Raw genomic sequence first — 13,586 nt, 5'->3', positions numbered from 1 at the left:
TAATTCCTTTAGTTGGAATTTGGATTTTAAGTATTGGAATTTGAAACTACTTTATGGGTCACTCCCACAATCATTCGCATAATCATCATCATCACCATCCTGATTTAAAGGGACGGAACCTTATTATTTCTATTTTTCTAAATATTCTAATTACTGTTGCGCAGGTAATTGGAGGATTAATTTCAGGAAGCCTTTCTTTACTCTCTGATGCACTTCACAATTTCAGTGATGTACTTTCTTTGATTGTTAGCTATATCGCTAATCTTCTGGCAAAAAAGCCCTCTTCAACAAACAAAACCTTTGGTTACAAACGTGCAGAAATTATTGCTGCCTTTGTGAATGCCGCAGCCTTAATGATTGTTGCTGTTGTTTTAATTATCGAGGCGATTGAACGTTTTCAAAATCCGCAAGAAGTGGAATCGAATCTGGTAATTTGGTTGTCTTTATTGGGAATTGCCGCAAACGGATTTAGCGTTCTCCTCCTAAAAAAAGATGCCGACAGTAATATGAATATGAAATCGGCCTATTTGCATTTGTTGACGGATATGATGGCATCGGTCGCTGTTTTAGTAGGTGGAATCTTAATGAAATATTTTCAGTGGTATTGGGTCGACCCAACGCTGACTTTGGCTATTGCCATCTATTTAATTTATATGGGATTTGATTTGTTGAAACAGTCCACACGTGTATTGATGCTTTTCACTCCTGAATCAATTAAAGTTCAGGAAATTGTAGAATCGATTAAAAAAATCGAACCTATTAAAAATGTACACCACGTACATGTCTGGCAATTGAATGAAGACGAAGTACATTTAGAAGCGCATATCGATTTCAATGAAGACATTCGCCTATCGGAATTTGATGCGATTCTCGAACAAATAGAAGAAGAAGTATACCACAACCACGGCATCAACCATGTCAATATTCAGCCTGAATTTGGTAAATGTGATAGCAAACAAGTAATCGTACAAGACTAAGGGTAAGACCTAAGACCACTGTGCTGCTAGATATGAGATGTTAGATTTTTTTAAATTAGAACTTGATGCTCAATATAATCGTAAAAACCTTTGATGAATTAACTGCGAACGAATTGTATGATTTGCTGCAATTGCGTTCTGAAATTTTTGTAGTTGAACAAGATTGTGTATACCAAGATTTAGACGGAAAAGACCAAAAAGCGCTTCATGTTTTAGGAATCAAAAATGATAAAATCGTTGCCTATACGCGAATTTTTAAAGCAGGTGATTATCTCGCACAGGCAAGTATTGGTAGGGTGTTAGTTAAAAAACATGAACGTGAACACGGTTACGGTGTTGATATCATGAAAGCCTCTATCAAAGCAGTGGAAGAAAACTTTAGCGAAACTTCAATAGCTCTTTCGGCGCAAACCTATTTGAAACGATTTTATAATTCTCTTGGTTTTGTAGAAAAAGGCGGGGAATATCTAGAGGATGGTATTCCGCATGTGATGATGGTGCGGGGTTAGTTTTTGGTATTAAAAGGACACCCTGTTAATCTTTTGATAAACAATATTTAAATTGTTTAACATATATCTATATTCGTTAAACAATAATTGTTTAAAATACCAACTATGAAATCTATCCTTTTTAAACTCGGTCTATTTTCCTTTGTTTTATTACTCTCTAGCAAGCCGCCCCAACAAGAATTTCAAGGACGCGCAGTTTATTTTTCCAAATCTACTCTGGATTTAGGCAATTGGGCAGCTCGAATGAGTGAGGCTCAGAAAAAACAAATGAAAGAACGCTTAAAGGGTCGACTTGAAAAGACCTACACTTTGGTTTTTAACAAAGAAGAATCACTATTTAAAGAGGAAGATAAATTAGATGCTTGGGCAGGGGCTACTGATACTTGGGGAAAGAATTTTGCAAGAGGAGAACAATACAAAAATGTTAAGGCAAACGAATTGGCACAAAGTCAAGAGTTTTATGGAAAGCGCTTTCTAGTTAAAGACAAGCTCCAAGACATAGAATGGAAAATGGGTAAAGAGTCCAAACAGATAGGACAGTATTTGTGCTTTAAAGCAACAGCCTCTGTTCCTTCAACTGAATTAGCATGGTACGATTTCTCATGGGGTGACTTAAGAAGACCAGTAGCAAAAACCGACTCAACGAAAGTTGAAACCGAGACTCCAGCCGAGCCAGAAATTCGAATGACGGAAGTAGAAGCTTGGTACACGCCTCAAATACCGGTATCTCATGGTCCAGCTGAGTATTGGGGACTTCCCGGTTTGATTTTAGAAGTTAGCGCTGGCGCCACCACAATGCTCTGTTCTGAAGTTGTCATAAACCCAAAAGAGACGATTAAAATTGAGGCTCCTGAAAAAGGAAAGCTTATTACAAAAGCTGAGTATCGATCCACAATTGAAGGCAAAATGAAAGAAATGCGTGATAATCGTGGTCGAAGAAGAGGAAGTCGATAACTGTGGTTTTATAATAGACTTTCATAGCGCAAGCAAATCTTCCCATGAGAAAAATAATCTGTATCGCACTGCTGTTTGTCGCTAGCACTTCCTATGCTCAAATTACTTTTGAAGGTGTGGTTCGTGATAGTTTGAACAATCCATTGGAATTGGCTAATGTTATTGCTATTAATCAGGAAACAAAAGCTTTAGAATCTTTTGGAATTACAACCGCTGAAGGAAGGTTTAAACTTGAGCTTGGTAAAAATGACACCTATGAAGTGCAGATTAGTTATGTGGGCATGCAGACCCTGAAAGAAGTGATTTCCACCAAAGAAGAAGACATCAGTAAAAATTACAATCTTATAGGGGATAATCAATTGGATGAGGTTGAAGTTATTTATAAGATTCCGGTTAAGGTAAGTGGAGATACTTTGGTCTACGACGCAGATACTTTTAATACTGGCACCGAACGAAAGTTAGAAGATGTTCTTGAAAACCTTCCGGGAGTTGAAATCAATGAGGATGGCCAGGTAGAAGTAGAAGGCAAAGTAGTCAATAAATTGATGGTTAATGGGAAGGACTTTTTTGATGGAGACACTAAACTTGCCACTAAGAACATTCCTTCCAAAGCGGTTGATAAAATTCAAGTATTACGGAATTATTCCGAAGTGGGTCAGCTGCGAAGTGTAACCAATAATCAAGACAATGTAGCGCTGAACATTAAATTAAAGGAAGGTAAAGAGAGCTTTTGGTTCGGCACTGTTGAGGTTGGGGCGGGCGCCTCTCCAAACAATGAATTGTATCTACTGCAACCTAAGTTGTTTTACTACAATCCGAAATACAGTATAAATTTTATCGGAGACCTTAACAATACTGGTGAAGCTGCATTGACCAGACGTGACATTCGTAATTTCGGAGGTGGCTTTCGCTCACCAAGCCAAAATAGCGGAACAAGTCTCAATCTTGGTGATAACAGCTTGAATTTTTTGACAACTCAAGCGAATGCCCTAGAAATCGAAAACAAATTAGCGTCAGGTAATTTTAGTTATTCCCCAAACAAAGGGCTCGACCTAAGCGGATTCTTGATTTTCAATAGCAGTCGAATTCTATCTCGAGAAACCAGTTTTATTCAATATACGAACCCTGCTTTAGGTATTCCCGATGAGGCAACCGAACAGTCAAGTCGTGAACGTTCAAATCAAGGCCTGCTAAAACTGAGTGCCAAATACCAGCCCGATTTCAATAATCAAATAGATTATGATGTTTTGGCCCGAATATCGAACGACCGACAAAATCAGAATGCGTTTTCTTCCGTTGTTGGAAACACAACACAAATAGAAGAGGTAACTCCGTATAGCATCAACCAAAACCTTAATTACTATTATACGCTTGATGAAAACAACATTTTTGCTTTAGAAGCGCAACATTTGTTTAAAAACGAAGACCCTTTTTACAATGCAGTACTAGTAAACGACTTTGCCGGTCCTGATGCTTTTGATACTACGGCGGAGGCTTTAGGTCTTGACACCTCCTTAAACAATTATGACTTGGGCCAGAACCGAAAAATCAAATCCAACCAATTGGACGCCAAGCTCGATTACTACCGTATTCTGAACACGAAAAGCAATCTTAATCTCACCTTTGGCACAATTTTGAGTCGTCAAGAATTCAATTCTAATATTTTTCAATTCCTAACGGATGAGTCTCAGTTTAACCCAATACCAACTTTCAATGAAGGTCGTGCGACCAACGATACAGAATATAATTTTAGTGATGTGTATTTGGGAGTTCATTATCGAGTAAAAACAGGAAAGTTTACCATTACACCCGGCTTTTCGGTCCATGCTTATGGAAATAAAAATAGTCAGTTGGGGGAAGCGGTTGAAGATAACTTCTTTCGCTTCCTACCCGATTTCGAGACGCGTATTCAATTTAAAAAGAGTGAATCTTTGACTTTCAGATATGATATGCGCAATCAGTTTACGGATGTCACTCGACTCGCACAAGGTTTGGTTTTAAACAATTTCAACAACATTCAATTTGGCGAACCTGACCTCCAAAATGCTTTATCACATAATGTAAGTTTGTTTTATAGTAGTTTCAACCTTTTTAATTACACCAATGTATTTGCTAGGGCTGCCTACACAAGTAATATTGACCAAATACGCAGCCTGACTGATTTTGAAAGTGTAATTCGCACCAACACTTTTTTCAATTCTAACTTTGCCGATGAAAATGTGAGTCTATTTGGGCGAATTCAAAAAACCTTTGGCAAAATCAGAACAACTCTGAATGCCCGATTCAATTACAGCAAAATCAATCAATTTATTCAAGGGCAGCGTTCATTGAATGAGGGTTTTACCCAAACATATACGCCAGCAGTTCGAACAAACTACAAAATTGCACCCAATGTAAATCTGCAATACCGCTATAGTGTGACTAACAACAATCAAGGTGGTCGCGAGACCAAGTTTGTGACTCAAGCTCCTTCTGCGGAGTTTGACGCTTATATCTGGAAAGCTGTCACTTTTCGTACAAAGTATACGTATACCAATCAAGATTTAGGTAATGACAACTCACAGTCGTTTTCCAATTGGGACGCCACGCTTTCCTATCGTAAAAACAGAGATGCTAAATGGGAGTACGAACTCAAAGCCACAAATATTTTGGATATTGATTCTCAAGTTCGAAATAACGCGAACAATCTTTCTGTATTTACGTCAGAGACTTTTATTCAGCCGCGCTTTGTGACGTTTCGGGTTGTATATACACTTTAAAGCCATGAGATTTGCCAACATCAAGCTTTAACTAAATTATTGACCACAAACCTTTCAAATTGTTCAAGTGCTTTAGGCATTATTGTTCTACCAAAACCGATTCTAAAAAAACCGCCGAAATCATAAACTTCACCTGGAAGCAACAATACACTTTGCTCTTTTAAAACCCTTTCTGCAAATGCCATATCATTGGTGTCAAAATGCATTTTCACCAAAGCAACTGGACCCGCATTAGGTTTGTGCCACGAGAACAAGTCATTGTATTTTTCAAAAAAGGCATCATAGAGCGGCAAGTTTTCCTTGATGATATCTAAGTTTCGTTCTAAAATTTTCTTTCGATTTCTAAGGGCAACCCCTGCTAAAAATTCACTTGGACCAGCATTGCAAATGGTGGTGTATTCTTTTAGAACGGCAACTTTTTCTAGGATTTCTGTGTTTTGTGAAGCTATCCAGCCAATTCTCAATCCTGGCAAACCGTATGATTTTGACATAACACCTACGGAAACGCCATTTTCATAAACATCCGCAAAAGCGGGAATTCTATATTCAGGCTTATGTTCTAATTCTCTATAAACCTCATCGCAAAATAGTATGATATTATTTGCTCGAGCGATTTCAATTATAGCCAATTGTTCCTCCTTTGAAAAATGAAACCCTGTTGGATTATGAGGTGTGTTTAGAAAAACAACTTTCGTTTTAGAGGTTACCATACTCTTAAATTCCTCAATATCGAAGGTAGGTTTGTTACCTGCATATTTTACATCCCAATTTAAAACCTTACACCCCATACTTTCCGGAACGGATTGTAAAGATTGATAACAAGGTGATTGTACTATCACCTCGTCTTGAGCCTCAAGATTTGCTTGAGCGAAAAGAAAAATAGGCTCCTGAGCTCCAGTACAAACCAAAAGATTTTCAGGTTTGATACTTGAATAAATTGAAGCAATATCACCTCGTAATTCAGGATGCCCTTTTGATTCTGTATAACCCAACCAAAGATTATGAAATTTTTCCTTTGCGTCTTCTTCAAAAGAAAGCAAATCGTTTATAGTCATTGCCTCAGAATCTGAATTACAAAGTGAATACTTTGCGGAAAACTCGTTGACGGTATAGTATCGTTCTAATTTGAATGGTTTTATTTTCATCTCAATAGCTTTGAATTCCTAGAACAAACGTCCGCGTTTTGCTCTTCTGGTGTATAAATTGACAGACGGGTTGCTAAAGACGTTTAGCAATTTACGATACATCTTTTTCGGCTTACCTTCTTTCCCCAACATCAAATCGGCACCAAGCGAACCATAGCACAAACATCCTTTAGCGCCAACACCAGACATGCCGCCAATTACAATGATGTTCCTGTCAAGCGAACCACTTTTGTTAAAAATTGGAGTGACTAACGGGCTTTTAGACCTTGTATCAGAGTACACACAGTAATAACTTTTAACTTCTTCAATATCTTTTTTTGAAAGATATATTTCTAACATTTTAAAGTGCTTTTTGAATTGTTTGCGAATCCATTTAAGCTCTTTTTTTCTGGGCTCATCGGTCCAAACCTTATCTAAATCGTGAATATTTCTTCGCTTTTGATGTCCTCCAGCTTTAAAAACGGGGGAGGTGTTTTTTTCAGGTTTAGAAATTACCGCAAAGTATTCCTTACCTATTTGCGAAAAGAAGGGAAACGCATTGTGAATGGTTTTTTTCTCCGTTTCTGTTAGTTGACCATACCGCTCATCTTTAATCTTTAGATAGGATATTGCTATTTTTTTTGGTGTAATGACCCTATTGAAATAAGGGGCAAATTCCTTAAGAATCGATACAGTATAAGGGCCAGCGGCTACAATTACTTTTTTAGCCTTAAGGGCACTTGTTTTTTTGGTCTTTGTATTTAAAATTGAAATTTCAAATCCCCCAGCTTTTTTGACAAGACCAGTAACCTCATGACCATATTTAATTTGTCCACCTTTTTTCGCAATGCCCAGCCGGAGTTTTTTAAGCAGCTCAGTTGGGTTTAAAGTCCCAGAGTATTGTCTTTTCTCTCTTACCAATATGGTATTGTCGGGTATGGTCATCCCAAATTTGCGAAAGGCGGAACTTTGCGAGGCTCTATTAAAATCTTTTTTCTGCTTCTTGAACCGGAACGAATCAATAGTATCGTATTGATTTCTATGAAAAAGATAAGACACAGGAGAGGTGGCATAAATATCTTCTATGGCATGTTTTTCTTTAGGATTTTCAGCGTTTAAGAAGTCAATTAAATTGCCTAACTCTTTTACGGTGGTATTGTGCGCATATGAAAACACATCTTTTTTTGGCCCCAAACTTCTAGAAATACGAGCAGTTCCAAAACTCGACCCGTGAAGATAATCTTCTTCTTGTCGCTCAATCAAGGTTACTTTTGCCCCACGCTCGGCTAGTTTCCAAGTTGCTGAAGTGCCCATTAGTCCACCACCAATAACTACAATATTTTCCATGGATGTGATTTAGTTTCTTAAATGTATATTCTAATTACCTCGCCATTTACTCTTCCAAGTACACTTCTTCGGTAGCCCATCAAAACTTTATCCATAGGAATAGGAACATGACCCGGAAAGTAAGATTCATATTTATCATAAGCATCCATCACCACGCCGGAGGAAACCACATTCACTCTCATTTTTTTCTTCATCTCTAGAGCTGCCGCCTGAACAAAACTGTGAACACCTCCGTTTACCATGGCCGCACTTGTAGTGGTGTAAACAGGGTCATCAGCAAGTATGCCCGTTGTTAGCGTCACAGAACCTCTCTTTTTCAAACATTTGTGAGCATAGCGAACGATATTTACTTGCCCCATTAATTTACTTCGGAGACCAATGTGAAAATCTGCTTCAGACATATCTTTCATAGGTGCCCATTTTGCCTCGCCCGCAGCACAAATAATAGCGTCTATTCTACCTGATTTTTTAATTTTTTTGAAAAGCTCTTTTATTGAACGAGTGTCAGCAATATCAACAGGATAATTCTCTGAACTTCTACCTGCCACCATAACTTGATGTTCTTTTGAGAAATATTCTACCAAACGTTTTCCAATGGTGCCCGCACCACCAATTACTAATATTTTCATTCTTTATAGGTTTAAGTTAAATTGTTATATCTAAATATGTAGATGTTTGTATTTAATTTTTTTTAAAGAAGAAACTCGGCATATTGCCGCAGTAATTCTTCATTGCGTTTAAAGTAAGACCATTTTCCATGCCTGGTCATGATCAGTAATCCACACTTTTCCATGTTAGTTAAGTAAGTGGAAATAGTAGACTGAGAAAGACCCGCTTTTTCTTGAATATAGGTGACGCAGACGCCATCATTAAAATGCTTTAGTGTTTCATGAGGCGGGAAATTCTTTTCGGGTTCTTTTAGCCATTCCAAGATTTGAAGTCTTGGATTGTTCGATAAACATTTGCCTATTTCGGTGGCTAGTTTTAAGTCCATGCAACCAATATATCGATAATTCTCGATATATAGAAGTGAATCTGTGAATTTAATACAATGGAGTAGGGTATTTTTTAATTCAAATTAGACGTAAACCAGTCTATCAAAGGCTGATTGACATTATTAGGGTCAGGCAATCCGCCACCCAAATACAAACCAAAGGCATCTTCATGGTAAGCGTGATAGGTAAAATGAATGTTATTAGTCTTAAGAATATCGACCATATCAGCTACCCAAATCAAACCGCCCTTGTCGTTTTCAAAACAGGGTGTACCAGCACCAAATTCGCCCATATATAGTACTGCATTTCGTGCTTCGGCCCATTCGGCAATACTGCCCAAGTAATTTTCTAAAAAGGCTTTGTTGCGTTTGAGTAATGGGCCATCTACTTTGTAAAAATCTAAACGTATTTTTCCGCCATCTTCCCCGGTTATGTTTTCACCTTTCATCCAGCCGCTGATTTGGTAGGAATAGCCTTGTTTGATTTCAAATTGACCTTCCGAAAAACTCATATTGCTATCTCCTGTAGTACCATCAATAAAAAGACTTTGCAAATCGTTGTGTCCTTCAGACGTTGATAGACCATTATTTCCTGAACCATTTTGACTCCAAAAATTCCAACCATCCAAACTATTGAGATTGGCGTTGAAGATATCCCGAACAAAGGTGCCATCTGTATCAAATTCCTTGACAACAATATCATCAAAATAAACCCGGCCTTCTACTTCTGCCGCTACCAATGCAGGAATGCCTAGTGCAATTTCAGTATCTGTAATGGTATATTGTATACCTTCAAAGAAAGTCCAGTCTGTATTTCCTGTTGGCAAACTCGGATTATCAAAAGTGGCGGTATACCATTCAGAGTTATCAACTTCAATAAGATTTTCATCGGGATATTTTCCTCCATCACCCAATCGAGCAAATTCCAAAAGTTGATGGGAATAGAAAAAGGGTTCGTACCCGTGAAACTCATAGACTAAGTTCTCACCGGTTACCGACGGAAAGTTGAAATTTTCGTCTTTGGTAAAATTACCTTGCACATAAATCGCTTGCTCTATAAAAAGTAGGTGATTTTTGTTGACCTCACGAATTTCGTTGATTAATCGTTGTGCTAGGGCATCCCATTGACTCATTGATTGTGAAGGCACTGGTTCATTAACAGGTCCAAAACCGGCGATTTGAACCTCATCTTTGTAGCGTTCTGCAATGGCTTTCCAAAGTGCTGCCAAGCGATTTTGATTCTCGATGTCATCCCAAAGGGCATCTCCCTCACCTTGTGATTGATATCCCCCTTGTGGGGCATGCATATTTAAAACTAGATAAATATCGTGTTTTTTAGCCCATGCTATATTTTGGTCCAGCCAATCCCAACCCGATTGTTTGTAGGTATACGGATTGCTATCATCTTCAAAATAGCGGTAGTTCATGTAAAAACGAATGGCGTTCATACCCATTTCAGAAACACGTTGGTAATCAATTTCAGAATGATGTGGCTCAATGTTATCAAACCAAATAAAGTTATTAAAGGCTACTCCTTGCAAGTAAATGGGGTTTTGGTCGGCATCTACCAACTGCGTGCCATTTAACTGCAATAAATTATTTACGGTACTTTCTTCTGTAGGTTCACTGGGCTCCTCTGAAACTGGGTCTGGAGGTGTACCCGGAAGTGGAGCATCATCACTTCCACAGGAAATAAAAAACAAAAATAAAAAAGGAACTAATAGCGAAAATTTCATAGCAGGAACTTTTCTTAAATATACGGAATTAGCTAAGGCTTTAGACGCATTTAGGTAAAATGAGTCATTTGGAAAGAACCGACCAAACGGTTTGTTATCAAGATGTAAACTATTTGAACTATTAGGGCAAAAGCCTACTAAAACAAAGGTTTTATCGATGAACACCCTAATTTGAAAAGGTTTTTATTTGACGTTATATAAACTTTAAACCATCTAGTTTGTTAAAATGGGTCATTGCATTTCGCAAATAGAACTAAAAACGCCAAAAAAGGAGTAATTTTCCAAAAGAAATCAGACCATTGAGAATCATGAAACAGAGAAACCTACTACGAATTGCAATTGGACTCTTAATGATATCATCTTGTACTGAGATATCAAAAGAAGAAAGGTTATTTACATCTGAAATTCAGGAAATAAAAAAGGAATTCGCTCCAGATAAACGTGTGGCGCTTTTCGATGTTTTAGCGGCACAAGAAGGCGACGCCATTGTTTTGAAGGGAGAAAGTAACCTTCCGGATGCCGTGAACGCTTTAATGCAAAGATTAAACGCTGAAGACGTCACTTTTACCGATAGCATTCAATTACTTCCTTCATCAGCGCTTCAAGGAAAAACAAATGCGGTTATTAATATATCTGTGGCGAATTTGCGCAGTAATCCGAAACATTCCGCCGAGCTAGCGACTCAGGCGACTCTGGGCACACCTGTAAAAGTTTTAAAAAGGGAAGGTGATTGGTTTTACATCCAAACCCCTGATAAATATCTGTCTTGGGTAGATAACGGAGGAATTACTATAATGGACAAGAATCGTTTCACCGAGTGGAAAAAAGGAGATAAAATTATTTACACCAAAACGTATGGACATGCCTATGATGATGTTACTGAAAAAAACATCGTTTCTGACTTAGTGGCGGGTGACGTGCTTGAATTGGTAAAGCTAATGGACAAACATTTTGTAGTAGCCTTTCCTGATGGGCGAATAGCGCTGATTCGAACCAATGAAGCTGAAAGCTATTTCGGTTGGATTGAGGCCATGAAACCTAATGAAGATAATTTGGTAGCGACTTCTAAGAAACTTATGGGAGTCCCATATTTATGGGGAGGCACCTCAACAAAAGGGGTTGATTGTAGTGGATTTACCAAAACGATTTATTTTCTAAACGGAATGGTCATACCCAGAGACGCTTCGCAACAAGTCCATACCGGAAAGCAAATCGATGAAAATCGAAGTTTTGAGAACCTTAAAAAAGGAGATTTACTATTCTTCGGCAGAAAAGCAACAGATTCCACTAAAGAAAAAGTAGTTCATGTAGGGATGTGGATTGGCAATAATGAATTTATTCATGCGTCGAACATGGTTCGAATAAGCAGTATAGATAGAAATGCTGAGAATTTCGACGAATACAATCTGAGTCGCTATTTGCGCTCAAAACGTATTTTAAAAGAGGAGGACAAAGATTTGATTAATTTGAAGCAGACTCCAGTATTCAAATAGACAACAAGCTACTTTCAGCTCAACAATTCACAAGAATTTTAGGGAGTCCTTCCAAAAACAATTTCTAAATGTTTAGCATTTGGCGCTCGCTTTTTGGTCATTAAACTTACAACTACATAAGTAAGCATTGAAATTAAAAACGCAGGTAAAATCTCATGGATATCTTTCAAAACCTCATATTCAAAACGAAAGGCAACTCTCCAGACGATATTTACGACCATTCCCATAACCATAGAAGCCATAGCCCCAGCATCTGTGCCCCATTTTAGGTAAAGTCCTCCAAAAATTGCAGGAAAGAAGCTTGCAGCAAAGACTGCTCCTGCGAAAGCAGTTAATTCTACAATGCCGGCCATAGGGTAGAGAGTCATTACAAAAACTATTATGCAGTAAAGTGCCATAAACCACTTTGTTCGGGGTATAATTTTATTCTCAGGCATAGGTTTGGCTACGTGCCAAATATCTTTGACGAAAGCTGTTCCGATGATAATGATAACAGATGCCAATGAAGACATACCCGCAGCAAAAAGACCAGCAACACATATACCACTAACAAATTTATTGTCGAATTTATCAAGCATAAAACCAACTACTTCATCTGTATGGTTGATGAGGTAAGATGCCTCGTCAGGAGATGCCATTCCATGTACTAAGGCGCCGAGACCCATTACACAAACAAGTGATATCCCAAGAAAAACAGGTGTCCAAATCATAGCAAAACGCATGCTTTTAGCGTTGTTGATGGAGTAGAAACGAATTAGGTTTTTAGGTTCAGAAATCTGTTTCATGCCAATTGCCAAGCCTATCCCGAGAATGTAAAGAAAAGAAACTAACTCTCCGAAAGTGACCAAGCCTGATTTCATAGGCTCTCCTGCTTTTGTCAAATGTTCAGTATTTGCAATGGTTTCCATTAGATTATCCACTCCGCCAACATACATAAAGGGAATGGCCAACATTAAGATGGCAACACCAAACATGATAATTCCTTGAACAGCATCTGTCCAGAGAACACTATACATTCCACCCCAAATCGTGTAGGCGCAGGTTATCGCAATAATGGCGAAGGCTCCATATTCGTAGGGAATATCTAAAACAGAAGTTAGTACATGAGCGCAGCCTTTGGCAATGCCAATCATATACCAAAGCGTTGCGAAAAGGATAATTATCGCAGAAAGCACACGAATACTCTTTGCCAAGTTGCTCTTATAGCGTAAATGAAAGTAATCAGGAATCGTAAATGATTTTAATCGAGCGCTTTGAAATCGCATTCTTGGACCCAACAATTGCCATGAAATGATACAGAACAAAGTCCAAATGAGACCCATCCAAGCCCATGATAATCCATATTCAAAAGATTTTCCAGCTTGACCGATATAGGTATTTGTACTTGCTGAGGTTGAAAAGAATGCCAATGAAATAACCCAACCGGGAATTTCTCTTTTCGCAACGTAGTACCCTTCAACTCCCTTTGAAGCTTTCTTTTTGAAATACCAACCGATGTAAAGGCAGCCTCCAACATAAATTGCTGTAAGTATTAGAGTTACATAGTGTTCAAGGAAATACTCCATTAATGTTCTGGTTCGTGCTCGCTTTCATCAACATGAATGTCTCTTCTCAACACCAAAAGAGCATTGATAAACACTAAGACCAGTATTCCGATATATGGAAAAAGGGTTAGAACGTCCATGTTACTAAA

Annotated in this window: 11 protein-coding genes; 5 read left to right on the top strand and 6 right to left on the bottom strand. The window is 38.2% G+C overall.

The window, feature by feature from the left end:
• Positions 1–53: 53 nt before the first annotated feature.
• The 4 genes from ACKWCD_RS07460 to ACKWCD_RS07445 all read left to right on the top strand — a co-directional run bounded on the left by ACKWCD_RS07460 (position 54) and on the right by ACKWCD_RS07445 (position 5,199).
• Positions 54–977 (top strand): cation diffusion facilitator family transporter, encoded by a 924-nt coding sequence (locus tag ACKWCD_RS07460; protein WP_413983316.1) that lies wholly within the window; start codon positions 54–56, stop codon positions 975–977.
• Positions 978–1,042: 65 nt separating this feature from the next.
• Entirely contained in the window at positions 1,043–1,486 is a 444-nt protein-coding gene (locus ACKWCD_RS07455; protein ID WP_413983315.1) for a GNAT family N-acetyltransferase, read from the top strand.
• 105 nt (positions 1,487–1,591) lie between these two features.
• Positions 1,592–2,440 (top strand): GLPGLI family protein, encoded by an 849-nt coding sequence (locus ACKWCD_RS07450; protein WP_413983314.1) that lies wholly within the window; start codon positions 1,592–1,594, stop codon positions 2,438–2,440.
• Positions 2,441–2,484: 44 nt separating this feature from the next.
• A complete protein-coding gene (locus tag ACKWCD_RS07445; RefSeq protein WP_413983313.1) occupies positions 2,485–5,199 on the top strand; it encodes a carboxypeptidase regulatory-like domain-containing protein in 2,715 nt (904 codons plus the stop codon).
• Between the two features lie 20 nt (positions 5,200–5,219).
• On the opposite strand, the gene ACKWCD_RS07440 is transcribed toward ACKWCD_RS07445, so the two are convergent.
• The 5 genes from ACKWCD_RS07440 to ACKWCD_RS07420 all read right to left on the bottom strand — a co-directional run bounded on the left by ACKWCD_RS07440 (position 5,220) and on the right by ACKWCD_RS07420 (position 10,400).
• The gene (locus tag ACKWCD_RS07440) at positions 5,220–6,344 is read right to left on the bottom strand and encodes an aminotransferase class I/II-fold pyridoxal phosphate-dependent enzyme (RefSeq protein WP_413983312.1); all 1,125 of its coding nucleotides are present in this window, start codon (positions 6,342–6,344) and stop codon (positions 5,220–5,222) included.
• Between the two features lie 18 nt (positions 6,345–6,362).
• Positions 6,363–7,670: an NAD(P)/FAD-dependent oxidoreductase gene (locus ACKWCD_RS07435; protein ID WP_413983311.1), complete on the bottom strand. Its 1,308-nt coding sequence runs from the start codon at positions 7,668–7,670 to the stop codon at positions 6,363–6,365.
• Between the two features lie 17 nt (positions 7,671–7,687).
• Positions 7,688–8,299: a short chain dehydrogenase gene (locus ACKWCD_RS07430; protein ID WP_413983310.1), complete on the bottom strand. Its 612-nt coding sequence runs from the start codon at positions 8,297–8,299 to the stop codon at positions 7,688–7,690.
• 62 nt (positions 8,300–8,361) lie between these two features.
• Entirely contained in the window at positions 8,362–8,664 is a 303-nt protein-coding gene (locus tag ACKWCD_RS07425) for an ArsR/SmtB family transcription factor (RefSeq protein ID WP_413983309.1), read from the bottom strand.
• A 74-nt stretch (positions 8,665–8,738) separates the two neighbouring features.
• A complete protein-coding gene (locus ACKWCD_RS07420) occupies positions 8,739–10,400 on the bottom strand; it encodes a glycoside hydrolase family 5 protein (protein ID WP_413983308.1) in 1,662 nt (553 codons plus the stop codon).
• A 308-nt stretch (positions 10,401–10,708) separates the two neighbouring features.
• Between ACKWCD_RS07420 and ACKWCD_RS07415 the strand changes: the two genes are divergently transcribed.
• Positions 10,709–11,893, top strand: a complete 1,185-nt coding sequence (locus tag ACKWCD_RS07415) for a C40 family peptidase (RefSeq protein WP_413983307.1) — start codon at positions 10,709–10,711, stop codon at positions 11,891–11,893.
• Positions 11,894–11,931: 38 nt separating this feature from the next.
• Here ACKWCD_RS07415 and ACKWCD_RS07410 read toward each other — a convergent pair whose 3' ends face one another.
• Positions 11,932–13,458, bottom strand: a complete 1,527-nt coding sequence (locus ACKWCD_RS07410; protein WP_413983306.1) for a sodium:solute symporter family protein — start codon at positions 13,456–13,458, stop codon at positions 11,932–11,934.
• Between the last annotated feature and the right edge of the window lie 128 nt (positions 13,459–13,586).

Source organism: Maribacter taeanensis, assembly GCF_047345145.1.
Lineage (GTDB): Bacteria > Bacteroidota > Bacteroidia > Flavobacteriales > Flavobacteriaceae > Maribacter_C.
The sequence above is the reverse complement of the archived record's forward strand: the minus strand, read 5'-3'. Positions and strand labels throughout refer to the sequence as shown.

Coding starts and splice junctions, on each gene's coding strand:
- ACKWCD_RS07460 (WP_413983316.1), top strand. CDS start 54: ATGGGTCACTCCCACAATCATTCGCATAATCATCATCATCACCATCCT.
- ACKWCD_RS07455 (WP_413983315.1), top strand. CDS start 1,043: ATGCTCAATATAATCGTAAAAACCTTTGATGAATTAACTGCGAACGAA.
- ACKWCD_RS07450 (WP_413983314.1), top strand. CDS start 1,592: ATGAAATCTATCCTTTTTAAACTCGGTCTATTTTCCTTTGTTTTATTA.
- ACKWCD_RS07445 (WP_413983313.1), top strand. CDS start 2,485: ATGAGAAAAATAATCTGTATCGCACTGCTGTTTGTCGCTAGCACTTCC.
- ACKWCD_RS07440 (WP_413983312.1), bottom strand. CDS start 6,344: ATGAAAATAAAACCATTCAAATTAGAACGATACTATACCGTCAACGAG.
- ACKWCD_RS07435 (WP_413983311.1), bottom strand. CDS start 7,670: ATGGAAAATATTGTAGTTATTGGTGGTGGACTAATGGGCACTTCAGCA.
- ACKWCD_RS07430 (WP_413983310.1), bottom strand. CDS start 8,299: ATGAAAATATTAGTAATTGGTGGTGCGGGCACCATTGGAAAACGTTTG.
- ACKWCD_RS07425 (WP_413983309.1), bottom strand. CDS start 8,664: ATGGACTTAAAACTAGCCACCGAAATAGGCAAATGTTTATCGAACAAT.
- ACKWCD_RS07420 (WP_413983308.1), bottom strand. CDS start 10,400: ATGAAATTTTCGCTATTAGTTCCTTTTTTATTTTTGTTTTTTATTTCC.
- ACKWCD_RS07415 (WP_413983307.1), top strand. CDS start 10,709: ATGAAACAGAGAAACCTACTACGAATTGCAATTGGACTCTTAATGATA.
- ACKWCD_RS07410 (WP_413983306.1), bottom strand. CDS start 13,458: ATGGAGTATTTCCTTGAACACTATGTAACTCTAATACTTACAGCAATT.